24 protein-coding genes and 1 tRNA gene are annotated in these 19,353 nt (G+C 59.4%); 18 read left to right on the forward strand and 7 right to left on the reverse strand.

What is annotated here, in order from left to right; all coding sequences use genetic code 11:
* The first annotated feature begins 36 nt into the window (after positions 1–36).
* Genes BMY38_RS08220 through BMY38_RS08255 form a run of 7 tightly spaced genes read left to right on the forward strand, consistent with a single transcriptional unit; the run spans position 37 to position 6,629 of the window.
* Positions 37–1,539, forward strand: a complete 1,503-nt coding sequence (locus tag BMY38_RS08220; protein WP_092762019.1) for a D-arabinonate dehydratase — start codon at positions 37–39, stop codon at positions 1,537–1,539.
* Positions 1,536–2,525, forward strand: a complete 990-nt coding sequence (locus tag BMY38_RS08230) for a Gfo/Idh/MocA family protein (RefSeq protein ID WP_175495810.1) — start codon at positions 1,536–1,538, stop codon at positions 2,523–2,525. The genes BMY38_RS08220 and BMY38_RS08230 overlap by 4 nt, the downstream gene beginning before the upstream one ends.
* On the forward strand, positions 2,522–3,343 hold the full coding sequence (locus BMY38_RS08235; RefSeq protein WP_092761725.1) for a shikimate dehydrogenase family protein: 822 nt from the start codon (positions 2,522–2,524) through the stop codon (positions 3,341–3,343). The genes BMY38_RS08230 and BMY38_RS08235 overlap by 4 nt, the downstream gene beginning before the upstream one ends.
* A 4-nt stretch (positions 3,344–3,347) precedes the next feature.
* A complete protein-coding gene (locus BMY38_RS08240) occupies positions 3,348–4,232 on the forward strand; it encodes a phytanoyl-CoA dioxygenase family protein (RefSeq protein WP_092761727.1) in 885 nt (294 codons plus the stop codon).
* A gap of 5 nt (positions 4,233–4,237) precedes the next feature.
* Complete coding sequence (locus BMY38_RS08245; protein WP_092761729.1) at positions 4,238–5,119, forward strand: NAD(P)-dependent oxidoreductase; 882 nt, start codon at positions 4,238–4,240, stop codon at positions 5,117–5,119.
* Between the two features lie 6 nt (positions 5,120–5,125).
* Positions 5,126–6,037, forward strand: a complete 912-nt coding sequence (locus tag BMY38_RS08250; protein ID WP_245737547.1) for a DMT family transporter — start codon at positions 5,126–5,128, stop codon at positions 6,035–6,037.
* Positions 6,030–6,629 (forward strand): LysE family translocator, encoded by a 600-nt coding sequence (locus BMY38_RS08255; protein WP_424338181.1) that lies wholly within the window; start codon positions 6,030–6,032, stop codon positions 6,627–6,629. The genes BMY38_RS08250 and BMY38_RS08255 overlap by 8 nt, the downstream gene beginning before the upstream one ends.
* Before the next feature lie 4 nt (positions 6,630–6,633).
* Here BMY38_RS08255 and BMY38_RS08260 read toward each other — a convergent pair.
* The 4 genes from BMY38_RS08260 to BMY38_RS18085 form a co-directional block, all read right to left on the reverse strand.
* Positions 6,634–6,707 (reverse strand) — tRNA-Cys (locus BMY38_RS08260).
* A 474-nt stretch (positions 6,708–7,181) separates the two neighbouring features.
* Positions 7,182–7,388 carry a DUF397 domain-containing protein gene (locus BMY38_RS08265; protein WP_092761733.1) on the reverse strand — a complete coding sequence of 69 codons (207 nt, stop codon included), beginning with the start codon at positions 7,386–7,388 and terminating at the stop codon, positions 7,182–7,184.
* Between the two features lie 54 nt (positions 7,389–7,442).
* Positions 7,443–7,646, reverse strand: coding sequence for a DUF397 domain-containing protein (locus BMY38_RS08270; protein ID WP_092761735.1), 204 nt, complete (start codon positions 7,644–7,646; stop codon positions 7,443–7,445).
* A gap of 183 nt (positions 7,647–7,829) precedes the next feature.
* Positions 7,830–8,003, reverse strand: a complete 174-nt coding sequence (locus tag BMY38_RS18085) for a hypothetical protein (RefSeq protein ID WP_175495811.1) — start codon at positions 8,001–8,003, stop codon at positions 7,830–7,832.
* Positions 8,004–8,232: 229 nt separating this feature from the next.
* Between BMY38_RS18085 and BMY38_RS08275 the strand changes: the two genes are divergently transcribed.
* From BMY38_RS08275 to BMY38_RS08305, 7 genes are all read left to right on the forward strand, one after another.
* A complete protein-coding gene (locus BMY38_RS08275) occupies positions 8,233–9,111 on the forward strand; it encodes a hypothetical protein (protein WP_139204680.1) in 879 nt (292 codons plus the stop codon).
* 219 nt (positions 9,112–9,330) lie between these two features.
* Positions 9,331–9,870: a recombinase family protein gene (locus BMY38_RS08280; protein WP_092761739.1), complete on the forward strand. Its 540-nt coding sequence runs from the start codon at positions 9,331–9,333 to the stop codon at positions 9,868–9,870.
* 67 nt (positions 9,871–9,937) lie between these two features.
* Positions 9,938–10,159 (forward strand): hypothetical protein, encoded by a 222-nt coding sequence (locus tag BMY38_RS08285; protein WP_092761741.1) that lies wholly within the window; start codon positions 9,938–9,940, stop codon positions 10,157–10,159.
* Positions 10,159–10,599 carry a hypothetical protein gene (locus BMY38_RS08290; protein ID WP_092761742.1) on the forward strand — a complete coding sequence of 147 codons (441 nt, stop codon included), beginning with the start codon at positions 10,159–10,161 and terminating at the stop codon, positions 10,597–10,599. The genes BMY38_RS08285 and BMY38_RS08290 overlap by 1 nt, the downstream gene beginning before the upstream one ends.
* A gap of 224 nt (positions 10,600–10,823) precedes the next feature.
* The gene (dcm, locus tag BMY38_RS08295) at positions 10,824–12,089 is read left to right on the forward strand and encodes a DNA (cytosine-5-)-methyltransferase (RefSeq protein WP_092761744.1); all 1,266 of its coding nucleotides are present in this window, start codon (positions 10,824–10,826) and stop codon (positions 12,087–12,089) included.
* On the forward strand, positions 12,089–12,562 hold the full coding sequence (locus tag BMY38_RS08300; protein WP_092761746.1) for a very short patch repair endonuclease: 474 nt from the start codon (positions 12,089–12,091) through the stop codon (positions 12,560–12,562). Before dcm ends, BMY38_RS08300 begins: the two co-directional genes overlap by 1 nt.
* Entirely contained in the window at positions 12,537–13,760 is a 1,224-nt protein-coding gene (locus tag BMY38_RS08305) for a type II restriction endonuclease (protein ID WP_245737548.1), read from the forward strand. Before BMY38_RS08300 ends, BMY38_RS08305 begins: the two co-directional genes overlap by 26 nt.
* Before the next feature lie 375 nt (positions 13,761–14,135).
* On the opposite strand, the gene BMY38_RS17910 is transcribed toward BMY38_RS08305, so the two are convergent.
* On the reverse strand, positions 14,136–14,333 hold the full coding sequence (locus BMY38_RS17910; RefSeq protein WP_139204681.1) for a hypothetical protein: 198 nt from the start codon (positions 14,331–14,333) through the stop codon (positions 14,136–14,138).
* Positions 14,334–14,544: 211 nt separating this feature from the next.
* On the opposite strand from BMY38_RS17910, the gene BMY38_RS08310 reads away from it, so the two are divergent.
* The 3 genes from BMY38_RS08310 (at position 14,545) to BMY38_RS08320 (ending at position 17,371) form a co-directional block, all read left to right on the forward strand.
* Positions 14,545–15,168 carry a protein-L-isoaspartate O-methyltransferase family protein gene (locus BMY38_RS08310; protein ID WP_245737549.1) on the forward strand — a complete coding sequence of 208 codons (624 nt, stop codon included), beginning with the start codon at positions 14,545–14,547 and terminating at the stop codon, positions 15,166–15,168.
* The gene (locus BMY38_RS08315) at positions 15,168–16,568 is read left to right on the forward strand and encodes a TolC family outer membrane protein (protein WP_092761749.1); all 1,401 of its coding nucleotides are present in this window, start codon (positions 15,168–15,170) and stop codon (positions 16,566–16,568) included. Before BMY38_RS08310 ends, BMY38_RS08315 begins: the two co-directional genes overlap by 1 nt.
* Before the next feature lie 92 nt (positions 16,569–16,660).
* Positions 16,661–17,371 (forward strand): hypothetical protein, encoded by a 711-nt coding sequence (locus tag BMY38_RS08320; RefSeq protein ID WP_092761751.1) that lies wholly within the window; start codon positions 16,661–16,663, stop codon positions 17,369–17,371.
* 81 nt (positions 17,372–17,452) lie between these two features.
* Here the strand turns inward: BMY38_RS08320 and BMY38_RS08325 are convergent, their stop codons facing one another.
* Entirely contained in the window at positions 17,453–17,782 is a 330-nt protein-coding gene (locus BMY38_RS08325) for a DUF6280 family protein (protein ID WP_092761752.1), read from the reverse strand.
* Positions 17,783–18,139: 357 nt separating this feature from the next.
* Here BMY38_RS08325 and efp point away from each other — a divergent pair, with 357 nt between their 5' ends.
* Positions 18,140–18,703, forward strand: a complete 564-nt coding sequence (efp, locus tag BMY38_RS08330; protein ID WP_092761754.1) for an elongation factor P — start codon at positions 18,140–18,142, stop codon at positions 18,701–18,703.
* A 5-nt stretch (positions 18,704–18,708) separates the two neighbouring features.
* Here the strand turns inward: efp and BMY38_RS08335 are convergent, their stop codons facing one another.
* Positions 18,709–19,299, reverse strand: a complete 591-nt coding sequence (locus BMY38_RS08335) for a TetR/AcrR family transcriptional regulator (protein WP_092762027.1) — start codon at positions 19,297–19,299, stop codon at positions 18,709–18,711.
* Between the last annotated feature and the right edge of the window lie 54 nt (positions 19,300–19,353).

Below are 19,353 nucleotides of genomic sequence, written 5' to 3' on the forward strand. Positions count from 1 at the left end.
GGTCGCATGGCGCGGCCCAGCCTTTTCGTGAGTCCCATGCATACTACCATCCGCCTGCACACCAGCGACACCGTCGTCACCGCAACCCGCGCGCTGGAGGTCGGCGCCCCGGTCGAGGAGACAGTGACCGCAGACCTTATCCCTTCGGGTCACAAGATTGCCACCGCCGCGATGGACGTCGGCGAGCCGATTCGCAAATATGGCCAGATTATCGGTTATGCCAGCCAAGCCATCGCACCGGGCGATCACGTCCATACCCATAACTGCGCCTTCGCCGCGACCGATCACGCCTATGAATTCGGGACTGACCTGCAACCGGTCGCGCCTGCCACCGGCGATACATTCATGGGCTATCGACGCGAAAATGGTGGCATTGGCACCCGGAATTACATTGCCATCGTCACCTCGGTGAATTGCTCGGCCACGGCGGCACGGCGGATCGCCGATTCTTTCGGGCCGGAGGAACTGGCCGACTATCCGAACGTCGACGGTGTCTGCGCCTTCGTCCACGGCACAGGCTGCGGCATGGCGTCAGACGGCGACGGGTTCGAAGCGTTGCAGCGCGTAATGTGGGGATACGCCAAGCATCCGAACCATGCGGGCGTCGTAATGGTGGGCCTGGGGTGCGAGATGAACCAGATCGACTGGCTGTTGGAAGCCTGGGGGCTGAAGCACACACCGACATTCCAGACGATGAACATTCAGAATGTCGCGGGCCTGCGTCGGACGGTCGAACTTGGGGTCGCAAAGGTGCGTGCGATGCTGCCCATCGCGAACCAGGCGCGGCGCACGCCCTGCCCTGCGTCCGAATTGAAGGTGGCACTGCAATGCGGCGGATCGGACGCATGGTCGGGGATCACGGCGAACCCCGCCTTGGGACATGCCTGCGACTTGCTGGTGGCGCAGGGCGGCACTGGCGTGCTGGCCGAGACGCCGGAAATCTATGGTGCCGAACACCTTCTGACCCGCCGGGCCGTGACACGGGCGGTGGGTGACCGGCTGGTCGGCCTGATCGACTGGTGGGAAGATTATACCGCCCGCAACAAGGGTTCGATGGACAACAACCCCAGCCCCGGCAACAAGAAGGGCGGCTTGACGACCATTCTCGAAAAGTCACTGGGCGCGGCGGCCAAGGGCGGGACGACGCCGCTGACGGGTGTCTACAAATATGCGGAGCAGGTAACGGCCAAGGGGTTCACCTTCATGGACAGCCCTGGATACGACCCTGCGTCGGTCACCGGCCAGATCGCGGGTGGATGCCAGTTGGTATGCTTTACCACCGGACGCGGATCGGCCTTCGGGTCGAAACCAGCGCCGACGATCAAGGTGGCGACGAACCAGTCGCTGTTCGACCGGATGCCCGAGGACATGGACATCAACGCGGGCGACATTCTGGACGGGCGGTCGTCGGTCGAAGCCAAGGGGCGCGAGATCTATGAGATGTTCCTGCGCGTGGCCAGCGGAGAGGCCAGCAAATCCGAGACGCAGGGTTTGGGCGATTATGAATTCGTGCCATGGCAGATCGGGGCGGTGATGTGACCCGACTTCTGCTGGCCGGAACGGGGCTGATAGGCGCACGGCATCTGGCGCATATCGAAGCGCATCCCGATCTGATATTAGCAGGCATCATCGACCCTGACGTGGCACGGCGGGCGCATGCCACTGCCCCCGGTTTCGCAAACATCGACGCCGTAGATGTCGCCGCCGACGGCATCGTCATTGCGACCCCGACCTGCAGCCATGCGCCCCTGACGATCGCTGCCGTAAAACGAGGCTGGCACGTACTGGTCGAAAAGCCGGTGGCGGACACGCTTGGAAACGCCGACGCCATGATCGCGGCGGCCGATGCCGCAGGTGTCAAGATACTGGTCGGGCATCACCGGCGGCACCATCCTCGCGTTGCCAAGCTGCACGAGATCATCACGTCAGGCAGGCTGGGCCATCCGGTCGCGGCGAACATGATGTGGCTGATGCGCAAGCCGGACGAATACTTCGACGCAGACTGGCGCGCAGGAATCGACGGTGCGCCGATCAAGCAGAACCTGATCCACGACGTCGACATCTTGCGGTGGCTCTTCGGTGAGGTCACGGATGTCTTGGGACTTGCATCAAATGCGATCCGGGGTGCCAAGCGGCCCGAATCCGGTGGCGCGGTCTTGCGGTTCAACAGCGGCGTGATCGCGACATTGACCTATTCCGACACTACGCCGACGCCCTGGGGCTTCGAGGCCGGAACCGGCGAAAACCCCCACATTCCCTGTACCGCTCAAGACAGTTTGCGGATCGCCTGCACCGGCGGTGGAGTGGAGTTCCCCTCCCTACGCGTCTGGTCCGGGTCCACGCATTGGAATGAGAAGCCGCGCCCGTCCGAAACCCCGGTGGACGAAGGCGTTCCCCTGATCCGTCAGTTGGAGCATTTCGCAAAGGTGATCGCCGGTCGGGTCAAACCTTTGGTCGATGCCGCCTCGGCCCGTGCCACCCTGGATGTCATCTTGCGGATCGAACGGACAGCGAGCGTGACATGACCCTGCTCTGTGGCCTGATCGGTGAGAATATCGGCAACTCGCGTCTGTCTAAAGCCCTGGACATCATGGCTGCGGACGTCGGGATCGAGGTCGCCTTCACCTCGATAGACACCCTGGAGATCGAGGGTTTCGATTTCGATGACCAGATCGATCTGTTGCGTTCGGATGGCTGGACCGGCGTAACCGTGACCCACCCGTGGAAAACCCATGCCGCGACGTGGGCGGACGGCGCGATGGTGCCCGGCACTGCGCACCTCGGCGCGGCAAACACGCTGATTTTCGACCCGGTGACAGGGCACAATACCGATTATACCGGCTTTCTGTCAGCCTTTCCCAATGTCCTGAACCGTTCCCCCGGAAGCGTTGCAGTCGCCGGGGCGGGCGGCGTCGCGCGGGCCGTGGTTCCGGCGCTGATCGCTTTGGGCGCGGGGCCGGTGCATATCTGGGACCTGGACGCCGACATGGCCCACGAACTGGCGGCGCGCACCGGGGCCATTGCTGTCGACATCGCGGACTCTACGGATGCCATTCGCGATGCAGACGGACTGGCGAATTGCACGCCCTTGGGCATGGCCCCCTATGGCGGCACGGCCTTCGATCCGTTACTTCTGGGCCACCAGAAATGGGCATTTGACGCAGTCTATACCCCGACCGACACACCGTTCGCATTGGCGGCGAAATCGGCCGGGCTGGATGTTCTGACCGGGTTCGACCTGTTCCGCTTCATGGCCATGCAGAGCTTCGAAGCCTATACCGGGATCACGCCCGACCCGGTCATGACCCTGCCGAAACTGGCCGCGCTGAGACCACGGGAGTGATGCGATGGAAGTCCTGACCCAAGACCAGAAAGCCGCCTATGACCGGGACGGATACCTTGTGCTGGAACGTCGGCTGACCACGGATCAGCTGTCCATTCTGCATGCCGAGATCGACCGCTACACCGCCAAGGCGCGGGGCCTGACCGAAGGCACAGAGGAACTGGACCTGGAGGACAGCCATACGCCGGACGCGCCCCGCCTGCGGCGGATCAAGCTGCCGCACAGGCATTCCGACGTATTCCGCGACCTGATGTTCTCGGACACGATTCTGGCCCCGGCCCGCGACCTGATCGGCCCGGACCTGCGGTTGCACACAACCAAGCTGAACATGAAGGAGGCCGGATACGGCGCGGCCGTCGAATGGCATCAGGACTTCGCCTTCTACCCGCATACCAACGATGCCGTGCTGGCCGTTGGCGTCATTCTGGACGACATGGGGCCGGAAAACGGGCCGCTGATGGTCTTTCCCGGCAGCCACAAGGGCCCGATCAACGACCACCATGCGGGCGGATATTTCGTCGGTGCAATGGATCTGGAGCGCGACGGATTCGACATGGCCGATGCGGTGCCGTTGATGGGACCGGCCGGTTCGATATCGCTGCATCACGGGCGGATCGTGCATGGATCGGCGCTGAACACATCGACCAGATCGCGGCGCATTCTGTTCTACGAAATGATGGCGGCGGACGCCTGGCCGATCATGGGGTCGATGACGAAGTTCTCGGACCTCGCGGATTATGACGCTCGGATGCTGTGTGGCACATCGCGGCAGCCCAGATTGGCCGACACACCCGTCCGCATCCCCCTGCCCGCTCCGCCTATCGGCAAAACGATCTACGAGATTCAAAAGGGATTGCAGACGCGATCCTTCGCGACAGCAAGGGACTGACTGACATGGCAAAAATCGGATTTATCGGGCTTGGCCTCATGGGCTCCGCAATGGTGCAGCGGCTTTTGGACCAGGGTCACGACCTGATTGTGCTGGGAAACCGAGACCGCACAGGCCTTGATGCGGCGACTTCTCGCGGCGCTCAGGAGGCCAGAACGGCCCGCGCTGTGGCCGAAGAATCCGATATCGTGATGCTCTGCATGGGCACGTCGGATCACGTCGAAGGCCGGATGCGCGGCGACGACGGTGTGATCGCCGGGTTGACCAAGGGCGCGGTGGTTATCGATTTCGGCACATCGCTGCCCGGCTCAACCAAGACGCTGGGCGCGGAGGTCGCGGCGGCGGGCGGAACCTATCTGGATGCCCCCATCGGGCGGACCCCCAGCCACGGCCGCGACGGCAAACTGAACCTGATGTGTTCGGGCGACAAGGCAGCCTTCGACAAAGTGCGCCCGGTGCTGGACGATCTGGGCGAGAATGTCTTTCACCTGGGCGATCTGGGCAACGGACATACGATCAAGCTGATCAACAACTTCTTCGCCATGACCACCGCCAACGCAATGGCCGAAGCCTTTGCCATGGCCGATCGCGCCGGGGTAGCGCGCAAGGATGTCTACGACGTCATGGCGGCAGGCCCGTTACGGTCGGGAATGATGGATTTCATCAAGGCTTACGCAGTGGACGACAATGCTGAAATGCTGGCCTTTTCGGTGCGCAATGCGGCCAAGGACGTCGGATACTACAAGCAGATGGCGGACGATCTGGGTGCGGCCACAGTGATGTCGAACTGCGCCCGCGAAGCGCTGACCATGGCGGTCGAGCAGGGGCGCGGCGAAGACCTGGTGCCGCAGATGGTCGATTTCTACGTTGACCGGTTCAGGGGCTAGACCTGCGTGGCTTCGCCCGCCCCGGTCTCGCATCTGGCCCGCGCCCGGCAAGACGATCCGGGTCGTGGCATCGCATTGATGTTGCTGGCGTATGTTTTGTTCGCCTTCACCGACACCTCGGTCAAATGGCTGTCGCTGGCGAGTATCCCGGCGATGCAATTGGCATTCATGCGGTTCGGGGTGCATCTGGCCTTGTCGACTGGTCCGATGCTGGGGGCGGATCATTCCGGCTGGACCGCGCCGCGCGCACAGGCCCTGGCCATGCTGGCGCGTGGCGGGCTGTTGCTGATATCGACGACAACGAACTTCGTTGCACTCCGTTATCTGGATCTGACGGTGTCGGCGGCAATCATGTTCTCCTCCCCTATACTGGTATCGGCATTGTCGGTACCGCTTCTGGGTGAAAGGGTCGGGCCATGGCGGTGGGGCGCGATCCTGCTGGGGTTTGTGGGCGTGCTGATCGTTGTGCGCCCCTGGTCTGCGGAGTTTCACTGGGCCGTCATATTCAGCCTGATCTCGGCGACGTCGCTGGCGTTGTTCTCGATCCTGACCCGCAGGCTGGCGGGAGTTGCAGCGCCCCGAACGATGCAGCTGTATGCCGGACTGGTCGGCACGGTCGTCCTGCTACCGGTCGCGATCTGGGTCTGGAGCAGCCCGACAACCCCGCTTGACTGGATACTACTGTTCGCCATTGGCGGCTTTGCCTGGACCGGGCATCATTTTTTCAGCCAGGCGCACGGTTATGCCCCCGCCAGCGTGTTGATGCCGTTCAGCTATTCCTTTCTGATCTACCTCGCGATCAGCGGATATATCGTCTTCGGCACGGTGCCCGACGTGATGACCATGTCGGGGGCAGCGGTCATCGCCGTTGCCGGATTGGTCATCTGGTGGCGCGAACGCGTGGCGCGGGGTGAATGACTTGCTGACCTACGCCCTGGCCGTCTTCTTCCTGATAGTAACGCCTGGACCTGGCGTTCTGTCGACGGCCGGTGTCGGATCGGCTTTCGGCGCGCGCGCGGGCCTGCGCTACGTGACGGGCCTTTTTATCGGAACCAACCTTGTGTCGTTCGCAGTGATTTCGGGCGTTGCGGCGACGCTGCTGGCGTGGCCGCCGTTGCGTGTCATGCTGTTTCTGGCGTCAACAGGATATCTTCTGTATCTGGCGTTCCGCATCGCCACCGCCGGCTCGAAAATCGCCATCATCCCTGCAATACGCCAACCGGGCATCCGCGACGGCCTCGCCCTGCAAGCCATCAATCCCAAGGCATACGCGGTCAACACGGCGCTGTTTTCAGGTTTCGCTTTCCTGCCTGACTCGCCGCTGGTCGAGGTCACGGCAAAACTGCTGATAATGAACGCCATCTGGCTGCCGCTGCATTTCGCCTGGCTGGGTCTGGGGGTCTGGCTGCGACGTCTGGATCTGAGCGGCCCGGCCCAACGCGCCATCAACATTGCGATGGCAGCATCCATGCTGCTGGTCGTCGGTCTGGCCTTGCTGAGCCTGCGCTAGATCTTGGAGGCGAGTACCGGAATCGAACCGGTGTACACGGATTTGCAATCCGCTGCGTAACCACTCCGCCAACTCGCCGCAGTGCCTTGTTTCCTTACGTCTGCCGATGCAGGGCCGCAAGCCTTGATCAGCTTTTTACACATCGTTTTACAGGTTTTCTGTTCGTTCATGGTCCGTCTCGCTGAGACAAAGCCCCGTGGATGAGACCACGATTTTCGTGTTCTTCAGTCTCACAACTGTCCACACACCGTTCGGCTTGAAAAGCAGAAAACGGAAGTATCGACTCCAATCTTTCAGCTTTTCTCGATGTTGAAATATCCCCGTCTTTGTCGCGAAACGCCAACGTGGCCCTCCCTAGTGACAGTTCGACAACTCCTTGGTTCCAAAGCTGAAAGTTGCGGCTCGTACAGCGGAGTAGTCGCTGGCTGACAAGACCTAGGCCAAAAACGGTCGTTTTTGACCTTAACGATGTTGACCGCACTTTGAGAGCGAAAGAGAAAGGGCAGCCAAAAGCCGCCCTAACTCACTTGGTCTAACCCTGATGCATGCGCATCAGGTGAGGTCGAACTCACCGTCTTTAGCGCCAATCAGAAAGGCACCCCATTCGCTGTGCGTGAAGCTCAGCGTGGGGCCGCCCTTGTCTTTGGAATCGCGAACAAGGATGCCGTTAGGGGCCCGCTTGATCTCGACGCAGGCGGTGGTGTTCAAGAGGCTGGATGCCGAGGACTTCAAGAAGTCCTGGTCAGTCTTTGTCTTCATATTTTTAGTCCTTTCGGGATTTGCCACAGACAGCTTGGCATTGAGCCATACGGATCAGGTGAGGTCGAACTCACCGCCCTTGGCGGCAGCTAGGAAGGCACCCCATTCGCTGTGCGTGAAGCTCAGCGTCGGGCCGCCCTTATCTTTGGAATCGCGAACAAAGATGCCTTCAGGGCCTCGCTTGATCTCAACGCACCAAGGTGAGTCAGCCGGGGACAGCGACGACTTGAAGAAGTCTTGATCGATCTTTAAACTCATGTTTTCATTCCTTTTTCCATCGTTTTCAAGTAGGGGCAGATTTTGACGAGCGGGACATCTCATGACACCCCGATCCAGAATGTTTGAACCGTTCTTACTTGCTACGCTCGGTACGCGTGATCTGGCTGTGTGGCGCAGACTGACGTAGCCTGCACCACACGATTGCTTACTTAGGATTGTTACTTACTTCTGGCTGTTCGCGTGATCGCGCCCAAACTGATAGTCACTGAGCTTTTCATTGACCTCTTTGAGGCCGTCTGAGGTCCACGTGAAAGCTTCTTCAGTGTGGCTGACAGGTCGATTGTGCTCGCCATTCGACGCATCCGTCTGGCCGTTGTTATGGTCTTTCTGGCTCATCGTACTCTCCCTTTGTGCATATGAGCTACACTGACCTGATTTATTTCAAGTCTTCGAATAGCTCCTGTTTAAGTTCATCACCACAAGCGGTGACATCACCTTTATACACGGCACATTTCCACAAAGCATCGAAGCCGGATCGAGACGTTCATTCATACAAGCGATTTACAAGTTGATTTTACGGCAACACCTGCGATGCTGAAAGCCAACAGTACATCGAGAGGGCGCCATGAATTCAAGGTTTTCTGCAGCAATAAGGGGAGGGCTTTCTTTCCGGAGTGTCTCTCAGGCTACTTTCGCTGAAGATATTGACGTCTCAAATAATACAGTAACATCTTGGGTTACGGACAAGACACTTCCCAATAAAAGATCTATGCCCTTGGTCCAAACATACTTTGAGTGGTCAGATGCAAAACTTCTCATGTTGTTAGAAGACTGGCATCTTAACGTCCGCAGTGAGAAGGCCTGCCACATTGCTGGAACAGATTTCGTTACGTGGAAATATGGGGGGGATTATGTCCGCTTCTTAGAAGAACTGATTGCTCTTGATCAAGAGACTATCGATGGTGCCGTTGGAGAGCATGAAGGAACGCCTGATCAATGGGCACCTATATTCAAAAACAACCCTGACACTTGGAAATTACTTGTAAAAGGGGATAAGGTTGTCGGTTACTGGCAGTTCCATTGTCTCAAAAGAGAAGCTTATGACTTAGTTGTCAATGGTGATATTACCGATGCCGATATCACTTTAGACATGGTAACTTACCCAGAAATAGCGGGGAACTATTTTGCACATTTGCCAGTTATTACCACCCGCAAAGAAATACGAGGTATCAGAACAATCAAACTTATTATAGATTCACTCTGCGCAAGCATAAGGCAGTTCGCATCGGATGATGTCTATTTTGAGTCGTTTGCAGCAGTTGCATTCACAGACCAAGGCAAGCAATTATGTGAGCGACTTGGCTTAAGGTATAAAATTGACCACCCGAGAACGAACATAAGCGGGATTTCAAAGATCTACGAAATAAACGGTATTGATGTGCCTGCATCATATTTTGGTAGAGACCCACTAATCAGGGAAAAGTATATCAAAGCCTTCCAATGACATGGAATGAATTACAGTTCATATATACTGACCTAAAAGTTGATCAGATCTTCTCTGCATTTCCTTGCCAGTGTTAGGTTCTGCCCAGGGTTTGTGGCCAAGACACAAGCGGCCGTTATCGCCGTCCCGCCCTGCCCCACACCAGATCAATCGCTTAGGTTGGACAAAAACCTACGGCAAAACCTTTGCGGTTTTGGCAGGTTTTTGGCACAGTGAGGCATGATCATTGGATATGCTCGCGTCAGCACTGACGACCAGAACCTTGACGCACAGACTGACGCGCTGACAGCGGCTGGAGCTGGCAGACTCTTTGCCGACAAGATCAGTGGGTCGAAGCGCGAGCGGCCCGAGCTGGACAGGATGCTGGACCAGCTCCGCGACGGCGACGTTGTAATCGTCACCAAGTACGACCGCCTCGCCCGATCACTGAAAGACCTCCTAGAAATCGTGGAGGCGATCCGTGAGCGCGGTGCCGGGTTCCGGTCCCTGGCCGAGGACATCGACACAACCACGCCAGCTGGCCGGCTTGTGTTTCACGTCTTTGCATCCATCGCACAGTTCGAGCGGGAGCGGATTTCCGAGCGGACAAAAGAAGGGCTCGCATCAGCGCGCAAACGCGGGCGCATCGGAGGCAGGCCCCCTGCCCTGTCAACCGCCCAGAAGGACGAAGTGCGGCGTATGAGGGACCAGGAACTTCGCGCGATCCCAGAGATCGCGCGCCTGTTTAAAGTCAGTGAGCGGACGGTTCGCAGAGCGTAACATATAGCTTATACTTGACACATTCAATATATGTTACTACCTGATGCGAAATATTTGGCGGAATGTGATGCGGGACAAACATGCGAAATTCAAGAAGCTGGCGGAATCGCGTGTAAATCGCGCGATCAAGGACCTGCGTCTGATCGGCAATCTCTCCAACAAGAGTGCCTATGCCTTTGAGGATGACGACATCCGAAAGATTTTCAGAGTGCTTCACAAAGAGCTTGAAGACGCCAAAGGCCGTTTCGGTGGTGCCCGTAACGCCAAAGAAGAGGATTTTCGTCTGTGATGAATATTGCAAGCGCTCAAACCTGGAACTGGATTTGGCCACACGTTGGGGCCACGCCGATCAATCAGGGGCTGGATTCGGAGATGTTCGACCGAACAGACTATCCGTATTCCGAGACCTTTGTCCGGGAAGCCATACAAAATAGTCTTGATGCACGGCTGGACCCTACAAAGCCGGTGGTAATGAACTTTACCTTTCATTCTACGGGGATAGGGCCGAGACGAGCTTTTCTTGAACCGGTCATGACCCATCGTAAGAAGGCAGAGCTGGAGGTTCCCGAAGAATGGGCAAATGGCCATGTCAGGTGGCTTGTTGTGGAGGACTTCAACACTAAAGGCCTCAGTGGAAGCCTTACCAGCCGCACGAGTGATTTCTGGAACTATTGGCTCAGCCTGACCGTCAGATTGGCTTTGACAATTCCTTCGTCGTCGTCTCGCTGAAGTCCTACACCGATGTTCTCCAGAGCCTTTGGAAGGCTTTGTAATTGGCGAACTTGTTCAGGTGACTTCAGCTTTCCCGCCAGGGTTCTGAGACCCATTATCTGATCCGGCGCTAACTTGATGTTAGAACAAAAAGCGAACAATTGCCATAAACAGGGTTCCCAAAACTTCTGTGACGGATTATGACATGTTGTCAATAATCAACACAGAGCAGGGGCAGGTACATGAACGCGCATCCACGGACGGAATTTGCGGAACTGATGGAGCGTGCCGGTCTCGACATCGACACCGCAGCCGAGCTTCTGGGGGTCAGTGACCGCACGGTCCGACGCAACATGAAGGGCGAGGGCAAGCGGATCGACCGGCTGCGGCTGGAGAAGCTGCGCCATACAGCGGATGCGCGCTGCACGGGCGAGCGACCCGAGGGCTTCCGGTTCATTGACCTCTTCGCGGGGATCGGCGGATTGCGCCTGCCCTTCGAGGCCATCGGCGGACGTTGCGTTTTCACTGCGGAGTGGGACCGGTTCAGCCGGGAGACCTACAGTGCCAATTTCCCCGAGCCTGCCGACAGCGAACATATCTTTGCCGAGGACGTGCGCCCCTATGCGAACGCACCGGAGACAATCCCGGCCCATGACGTGCTTCTGGCCGGGTTTCCCTGTCAGCCGTTCTCGATCGCGGGTGTGAGCAAGAAGAACGCCCTTGGCCGTCCGCATGGTTTCCTCTGCGACACGCAGGGAACGCTTTTCTACGATCTGGCCAAAATCATCGACCATCACAAACCGCCCGCGTTCCTTCTGGAGAACGTGAAAAACCTTGAGCGCCATGACGGTGGCAAGACCTTCGCCACGATCATCCACGTGCTGGAGAAGGAGCTTGGCTATCGCGTCTTTCACAGGGTCATCAGCTCGACTCCGTGGGTGCCGCAGAAGCGCGAGCGTATCTTCATCGTCGGTTTCAAGGATCACAGCGTGGAGTTCGACTTCGACCGGCTCGCCGTGCCGGAAGGCGACGGGCCAAAGCTGGGCTCGATCCTCGATAAGGACGTCGATTCGAAATACACGCTTACGGAACACATGTGGAATTACCTTCAGGGCTACAAGGAGAAGCACCGCAGCGCCGGTAACGGGTTCGGGTTTTCCCTTTTCGGCCCGAAGGACGTGGCCCGCACCCTGTCCGCCCGCTACTACAAGGACGGCTCCGAAATCCTGATCGAGCAGAAAGGCGACCGCCCGCGCCGCCTGACACCGCGTGAGTGCGCGCGCCTGATGGGGTTCGAGAAGCCCGGAAGGACGGACTGGAAGATCCCCGTGTCCGACACGCAGGGCTATCGCCAGTTCGGCAACGCGGTTGTCGTGCCGGTTGTGAACGCGGTCGCGCAGCTCATGCAGCCGCGCATCATCGAGGCGATGGAGCTGGACGGGCGGCAGGTGCCTGCCACTGTGCAGGTCCAGCTTCCCCTGCCCGAGCCCGGTATCGCAGCGGAGTAATGCCTGCGGATACCGTCACGCCCGCAACCCGAAGCCGGATGATGGCAGGCATCAAGGGCAAGAACACCAGACCGGAGCTGATAATCAGGTCAGCGCTGCACAGGCGCGGTTTCCGGTTTCGACTGCACCGCAAGGACCTGCCCGGCAAACCCGACCTTGTGTTCGCGGGACGGGGCGCGGTGATCTTCGTTCATGGCTGTTTCTGGCACGGGCACGACTGCCATCTATTTCGCTGGCCGAAGAGCCGCGAGGAGTTCTGGCGCGACAAGATCGGCAGGAACATCGAGCGCGACCGGCAGCAGTATCAGGCCCTGACCGAGGCGGGCTGGCGCATCGGAACGGTCCGGGAGTGCGCCCTGAAGGGCAAGACCCGCCTGCCCTTCGACAGCGTTGTCGATCAATGCGCCATATGGTTGAAATCCGATACAAAAACGCTGGAGGTGAGCGGTGATACAACGCGGGCAACTGTCTGACTATTTCGAGGGTGTCGGGGTCAAGCGCCTGTCCGCCGTCGATGCCGAGCCTAAACGGTCCAACCAGCACGAAGTGAATACGACGCCCCAAATGCGGGACGAATTTCTGGGGGACACACAGCACCAGAAGTTTCCCGCAATCTACATCTGGCTTGGCGGCGATCAGGAGGGTTTCACCGAGGAGAGCTGGGCCACGCACTACGACACCCGCCTCAATAATCCGGATCGCTCGCCTGAATGGCGGCTCTACTACCCCTCCAACCCCGTCACGGAGGCCATGAAGGCCGGGGACACCCTGTTCCTCGCCAAGGACCAGGGCGGCGTCCTGTGGTTTATCGTTGCCCCCGAGGGGTCCACCAGTGAGCAGCAGCTCTTCTGGCTGTTCGGTCTGCGCCCCGAAGGCAAATCCTTCGTGTCGCGCGAGTTCTCCGACGAGGAACCGGAGCTGGACTTCGCCGCGCGCTTCATCCTGGACGAGATCGGCGTTGAGTTCGAGGAACCCGAAGCCGACAAGCTGGACAGCATCATCGAGAGGTTCGGCACCACGTTCCCGAAGACGGCCGAGTTCTCCCATCTGGCCCGTCTCACGCTGCCCGAGGTCCGCGCCGAGGACGACCCGGACGCGGCGCTCATTGCTTGGCTGGATCACGAAGAGGCCCTGTTCCGGCGGCTGGAGCGCAAGGTCGTATCGTCGCGGATCGAGGCCGGGTTCGTGGACGACAGCGGCACGGACGTTGACGGCTTCATCAGCTTTTCGCTGAGCGTCCAGAACCGGCGCAAGTCCCGCATGGGGCATTCGCTGGAAAACCACCTTGCCGCCGTTCTCGGGGCGCATGACATCCGGCATGTCCGGGGCGCGGTTACGGAACACAACCACAAGCCCGACTTCCTCTTTCCCGATCTGGAGACCTACCAGGCTGCCCCGGCCGGGGGAGACCCCCGCCTGACAATGCTGGGGGCCAAGTCCACCTGCAAGGATCGCTGGCGACAGGTTCTGGCCGAGGCCGAGAAGATCAGCCGCAAGCACCTGCTGACGCTGGAGCCGGGGATTTCCGAGCCGCAGACCAACCAGATGGAGGCGTCCAGTCTTCAGCTCGTCGTCCCTGCCCCGGTTCACGGCAGCTACACCGATGCGCAGCGCGGCTGGCTCTGGTCGGTCGGTGATTTTATTAAGAAAGTTCGTGCGCGCCAAGCCTGAAGCACTTTCTAATGACGCAAAACTATCCGAGAGTTTGACGAAGTGACCGTCAAGCTAGCGGATTATTTTCCGCCCTGTCGATGCTTTTACGACTCAGTATCGACTGCGGCAGATACCTCGTGGATGGACGATAGAACATGTGTTGCCTACCCTAGCTAGGGACGCGCAGATCCTGCTGCACAAAATTAGCTCTGGTGCTGATAAACGCGCGGGGAACCTTCCTGCGGGTCGGCGGTGACGAGGTTATTGGGGGTGGCCCCTCCCAGTCAACGTCGATGCCGCAGCGCAAGCCGAATTCTAAATGACTAACGCCTATATCAAGCACCCGCCGTCCGGGCAGAGAGAAGCCGTAGCGGGAACGTGACACAAGGGTATTCAAGAAAGCGCCACGTTGACGAGGATCATGATCGAAGCAATGGTCTGCCAAAGCGAAATGCAGTCAGCAATGGCCACATCACGCGGCCCGAAATCAAACACGCCCGCAAGATCCCATTTTACAGATTCACCCCCTGTTCCGGGTCTGTCCGGTAAAATATTTGGGGTTATGCGATTGACTACAAACGCGAAATCCACGGATTTGCAATCCGCTGCGTAACCACTCCGCCAACTCGCCGCAGGGTGCGCCTGCATTAGCGCTCCTGATCCCGGCCTGCAAGCGCCTGTGGCGAACCCAAAGGGGCTTTCACGTTGCAGCGAACTGGAAGACATGCTTTTTGGGCGTGAGACGAAATCATACCCGTGGGCTTAGATTATGATTGCCGCAACGCAGACACTCCGAACGATCATGGTTGATACGCAGGTTCGCCCGTCGGATGTGACCAAGTTTCCGATCATCTCCGCCATGCTCGACGTCGAACGCGAGGCCTTCGTTCCACAAGCTGCGCAGCCCGTCGCCTATATGGACGGCCCCGTGCAGCTGGCCGACGGGCGCGAGATGCCGGAAGCCCGCGTCTTTGCCAAGATGCTGGATGCGCTGGACATTCAGGCGTCCGATCAGGTTCTGATCATTGGCGGAGGCCTGGGTTATTCCGCCGCCGTTCTGGCCCGGATGGCCGAGTCGGTTGTCATGGTCGAAGAGGATGTCCAGCTTGCGACGGATGCCGAAGCCGCATTGGCCCAGGCCGAAGTCGACAACGCTGTCGTGCTCCAGGGCGCGCTGTCCGAAGGGGCCGCAAAACCCGGTCCTTTCGACGTCATTCTGATCGAAGGCGCAGTTCAGAAAATCCCCGACGCCATACTGGGGCAATTGGGCGAAGGCGGACGGATTGCTGCCATCTTCATGGACGGGGCCAATGGCGAAGTCCGCGTCGGACGCTTGGTGGACGGTCATCTGGGGTGGCGGTTCGCCTTTAATGCGGGGGGCCCGATCCTGCCTGGCTTCGCAGAAGCCGCGGAGTTCGTTCTGTGATGCTGCGACGCCCGGATCGGGCGTTTCGCGGGGCGGTAGCCACGGCGCTGGCGATTCTTCTGACGCTTCCTGCCGCTGCCGATACGTTGAGCGATGCCCTGATTGAAGCCTATCGCAACTCGCCCCTGCTGGAGCAGCAGCGCTACCTGTTGCGCGCCACCGACGAGGATGTTGCAATTGCCGTTTCGGCCCTTCGCCCGGTTGTGAATTTTCAGGCAAGTTACGGGAAAACTGCGACATTTTCTGATTTCGGTGGTCAACTGACGTCGACGAGCGGATCGTTGTCGCTGGTCCTTGAATATACGCTCGCCGATGGCGGGCAGCGGAACCTGCGGATCGGGGCGGCCAAGGAAGCTGTTCTGAGTGCGCGCTATGGTCTGATCCAGACAGAACAGGGCGTTTTGCTGGATGCCATCAATGCCTATCTGAACCTTCGACTGGCTGCGCGGATTGTCGACGTTCGTGAAAGCAACGTCGGCTTGATCACGCAGCAGTTGCGCGCAGCACAGGACCGGTTCGAGGTCGGTGAAGTGACACGGACTGACGTGGCCATCGCGCAATCGCGCCTCGCGGCATCGCAATCTCAGCTGGCTGCATCCCGGGGCCAGGTCGACGTTGCGCGGGAACAATATCGCCTGACGGTCGGGCGCCTGCCTGTCGGTGCCCTGCAATCCCCGCCGACGCCCCCGACCCTGCCCCCCTCGGTCGAGCGTGCGCAGGCTCTGGCGCTGCAGGTCCATCCTCTGATCGCCGCCGCTCAGTATGACATCACGGCCCTGACTCTCCTGGCGGACGCACGGGCAGCGGACCGTCGTCCGTCCGTCGGCCTTCAGGCCAGCGCCGGGCGGACACGTCTGAACACTGACAGTGTAAGCATAGGTGTGACAGGCAATATCCCGATCTATACCGGTGGTCGCCTGCCCGCGCTGCAACGGCAGGCTATAGCACAGGCGCAGGCTTCACGGTCCAATCTTGGTCAGGTTAGCCGCACGATCGTCGACGGGGTGGGTCAGGCATGGGCCGGGCTAGAGGTCGCACGGGCGCAGATCACGGCAAGCCGGCAAGGCGTACGATCGGCGCAACTGGCCTTCGACGGCTTCCGCGAGGAGGCTCAACTGGGTGCGCGAACGACGCTGGACGTTCTGAACTCCGAGCAGGAACTCCTCGACGCCCGCACCTCACTGATCACGGCAGAGACGGATGCGCAATTCGCCGTCTACAACGTGCTGGCCGCGATTGGTCTTTTGACGACCGAGCATCTGGGCCTGTCTGTCGAACGCTATGACCCGACGGATTATTACAACACAGTGTCCAACGCGCCGCGCGCGGTCCCGGGCGCGCGCCCATCGACACAAGGCAATCGACTGGATTCGGTGTTGCGGCGTTTCGGTCGCAACTGACGGCGCAATTAACACTTTAAGGCAGTTGTTCGTGGACGGCCCCCCTGCGGCGCGTGCTACGATTGCCGGACCAGCAGAACGGGACGAGGGCAATGGCACAGACACATGATATCGAAGACGTGTTGTCGTCCATTCGGCGACTGGTCGCGAATGAACCAGGCGCTGCACGAACATCGGCACCCGATGGCCCGACCCTCGTCCTGGACGCCTCGCAACGTGTAACGGAACCCGAAGACCCGTTTCAGATGATCCGCACACTCGCACAGGAAGAACGGGACGGGCGAGACGCGGAACATCTGACGGACGCGCTGCCGGATGATGTGGCGGCGATCACCGGCGATCTGGTGAATGTGCCCGACGACGATGCCCAGACGCCCGACGCGGGTCGGACCGTGATCTGGGCCGACGACGAAACCCCGCCGGAAGCGGTAGACCCCATTGCATTTGTTCACACCAAATCCGCCGTCGAAGCGCAGGTTGAGGATGGTTCCGCAACAGTGGATCTGTCTGATGACTATGCCGAAGACACGGATTACGAGGTCGAAATGCCGACCGATGCGAGCCCTGTCGAGCGGGACATGGACATCGCATCCCCCGAGACGGAGGCGAATACCGCCCCTGATCGGGACGCGCTAGCCGATCTGTCATCGGCGTTGAACGGGGACGATGCCCTGCGTGACCTGATTTCCGAGATCGTCCGGCAGGAATTATCCGGCGAACTGGGCGAGCGCATCACCCGCAACGTTCGCAAGCTGGTCCGTCGCGAAATACGACAGTTGCTGGCGTCCGAAGAATTCGATTGAATGTCGTCTCGTAACAGGCTGGCAAACAACAAAAAGACGTCGGATATATCCGACGTCTTTTCCAATTTCAGACGGTGATTTTCAGGCGGCTTCGGCGGCCTCGGCCAGTTCGGCGGCCTGACGACGTTCGCTTTCTTCGCGCGAGAGGGCGACGGACGTACGAACACCCCGGCTGACAAATTCCATCAGACCCGAAACCACACGCTCGTTCGGGTCTATGCCAGCGCAGGACAGCACTTCGCGACCATCGCGGGAGCGGGCCCAGCGAGCAATCTGCTCAGGGCCGTTGCCGAATTTCTTGTCGTCGGAGATGGCGTCATCCAACGCGGCCAGCACCACCGCGGCAAACAACTTGCGTGCCCGTTGTCCCTGTTCGAAATTGAACGCTGTCGCGTCGACAAAGTCAGTCATCCCGCTCTCTCCATATTGTTCTTGCATCTTCCCCGGTGCGTCGTCCTAGCACAGCAACTTGATTCGAGCTATGCGATATCAGAATACCTCGCATGCGAAATACTCATGGCAATCGCGGCCCGATACCAAGTTTTGGTCCTGCACATGGTGTATTCGAACAATATATGGCCCTTGCCGTTAATCAATCAAGGTTTTGTCACTTTTCTGACGCATTCGACTGAGGCATCGGGATTCGTCCCTCTCGACATTTCGAAACTACCGTGTGACCGGCACTGCAGGCCCACGCCGTCGCTTGTCTGCACCCGCTCCGGCGGATAAGGACGCCGGTGACACAAGGTCCAACCGAAAGCGCGTCCCATGCCCAAGATCAACGGCAACGAAATCCGTCCCGGCAACATTCTCGAACATGACGGACACCTGTGGTCGGCGGTCAAGGTCGATCATGTAAAGCCCGGCAAGGGCGGCGCCTTCGCGCAGGTCGAGATGCGTAATTTGCGCAACGGGTCCAAGCTGAATGAACGGTTTCGCAGCGCCGACAAGGTGGAGCGGGTGCGGCTGGAGCAGAAGGACCAGCAGTTTCTGTACGAGACCGATGGTCGCCTCGTCTTCATGGATACCACGACCTACGATCAGGTCGAAATCGATGCCGATATTCTGGGCGAACGCCGCCCGTTCCTGCAGGATGGCATGATGGTGAAGGTCGAATACTACGACGATGAGCCGCTGTCCGCCGAAGTGCCGCAAAAAGTGACATGCAAGATCGTCGAGACCGAGCCTGTGGTCAAAGGTCAGACCGCCGCCAATAGCTTCAAGCCCGCGCTTCTGGACAATGGCGTCCGCGTCATGGTTCCGCCCTTCGTCGGCCAGGACGAGGACATCATCGTGAACACAGAGACGATGGAATATTCGGAACGCGCCTGAGGCGATCAGCCAACGCCGACCATGCCGCGCGCCATATTGGCATAGATTTCCTCGACGGCGGTGCGGTCCAAACGCCCGCCGTCGCGATACCATGTATTCACGCCGGTCAGCATCGCAATCAACGCCATTGCGCCCAGCTTGACGTCACCGACCTGCATTCTGCCAGCTGCAACACCATCGCGCAAAATCCCTTCGGGAACGGCTTCATATCTGCGACGCAGAGTTTCCACTGCGGCGAAAGATCCGGGCTCCAGCGACCGCAACTCCATATAGGCGATGAAAACGGCATCCGGGCGGTCCAGGTGAAATCGGATATGAAACCGCGCGAAGGCCTCCAACCGCGCGACAGTGTCGCCGCCGGGGTCCACCGCGTCCCATGCATCTAAAAGCTCCTCCAGGTGATCGCGCATCAGGCGGCTCAGCAGGGTCTGCTTGTCGGGCGTATAATGATACAGCGCGCCGGCCCCGATCCCGACGTCGGCGGCGATCTGGCGCATAGACACGGCGGCATATCCGAACTTTGCGAACAATCGTTCCGCCGCCGCGCGCACGCGGGGTCCGGTCACGCCTGCATCTGATCCGCTGGGTCTGGCCATGCCAAGGAATAAACCGAACGGGCGTTCAATTCCAAGCCATCTTGTCGCTTCCAT

Origin of the sequence: Jannaschia helgolandensis, from assembly GCF_900109285.1 — a bacterium.
Lineage (GTDB): Bacteria > Pseudomonadota > Alphaproteobacteria > Rhodobacterales > Rhodobacteraceae > Jannaschia > Jannaschia helgolandensis.

Excerpts from the sequence above, each read along its gene's own strand:
- BMY38_RS08275 (WP_139204680.1), top strand. The coding sequence starts at position 8,233 with ATGAATTCAAGGTTTTCTGCAGCAATAAGGGGAGGGCTTTCTTTCCGG.
- BMY38_RS08325 (WP_092761752.1), bottom strand. The coding sequence starts at position 17,782 with ATGACTGACTTTGTCGACGCGACAGCGTTCAATTTCGAACAGGGACAA.
- BMY38_RS08270 (WP_092761735.1), bottom strand. The coding sequence starts at position 7,646 with ATGAGTTTAAAGATCGATCAAGACTTCTTCAAGTCGTCGCTGTCCCCG.
- BMY38_RS08290 (WP_092761742.1), top strand. The coding sequence starts at position 10,159 with ATGAATATTGCAAGCGCTCAAACCTGGAACTGGATTTGGCCACACGTT.
- BMY38_RS08280 (WP_092761739.1), top strand. The coding sequence starts at position 9,331 with ATGATCATTGGATATGCTCGCGTCAGCACTGACGACCAGAACCTTGAC.
- BMY38_RS18085 (WP_175495811.1), bottom strand. The coding sequence starts at position 8,003 with ATGAGCCAGAAAGACCATAACAACGGCCAGACGGATGCGTCGAATGGC.
- efp (WP_092761754.1), top strand. The coding sequence starts at position 18,140 with ATGCCCAAGATCAACGGCAACGAAATCCGTCCCGGCAACATTCTCGAA.
- BMY38_RS08310 (WP_245737549.1), top strand. The coding sequence starts at position 14,545 with ATGGTTGATACGCAGGTTCGCCCGTCGGATGTGACCAAGTTTCCGATC.
- BMY38_RS08320 (WP_092761751.1), top strand. The coding sequence starts at position 16,661 with ATGGCACAGACACATGATATCGAAGACGTGTTGTCGTCCATTCGGCGA.
- BMY38_RS08220 (WP_092762019.1), top strand. The coding sequence starts at position 37 with ATGCATACTACCATCCGCCTGCACACCAGCGACACCGTCGTCACCGCA.
- dcm (WP_092761744.1), top strand. The coding sequence starts at position 10,824 with ATGAACGCGCATCCACGGACGGAATTTGCGGAACTGATGGAGCGTGCC.
- BMY38_RS08240 (WP_092761727.1), top strand. The coding sequence starts at position 3,348 with ATGGAAGTCCTGACCCAAGACCAGAAAGCCGCCTATGACCGGGACGGA.
- BMY38_RS08245 (WP_092761729.1), top strand. The coding sequence starts at position 4,238 with ATGGCAAAAATCGGATTTATCGGGCTTGGCCTCATGGGCTCCGCAATG.
- BMY38_RS08235 (WP_092761725.1), top strand. The coding sequence starts at position 2,522 with ATGACCCTGCTCTGTGGCCTGATCGGTGAGAATATCGGCAACTCGCGT.
- BMY38_RS08265 (WP_092761733.1), bottom strand. The coding sequence starts at position 7,388 with ATGAAGACAAAGACTGACCAGGACTTCTTGAAGTCCTCGGCATCCAGC.
- BMY38_RS08335 (WP_092762027.1), bottom strand. The coding sequence starts at position 19,299 with ATGGCCAGACCCAGCGGATCAGATGCAGGCGTGACCGGACCCCGCGTG.
- BMY38_RS08315 (WP_092761749.1), top strand. The coding sequence starts at position 15,168 with ATGCTGCGACGCCCGGATCGGGCGTTTCGCGGGGCGGTAGCCACGGCG.
- BMY38_RS08285 (WP_092761741.1), top strand. The coding sequence starts at position 9,938 with ATGCGGGACAAACATGCGAAATTCAAGAAGCTGGCGGAATCGCGTGTA.
- BMY38_RS08300 (WP_092761746.1), top strand. The coding sequence starts at position 12,089 with ATGCCTGCGGATACCGTCACGCCCGCAACCCGAAGCCGGATGATGGCA.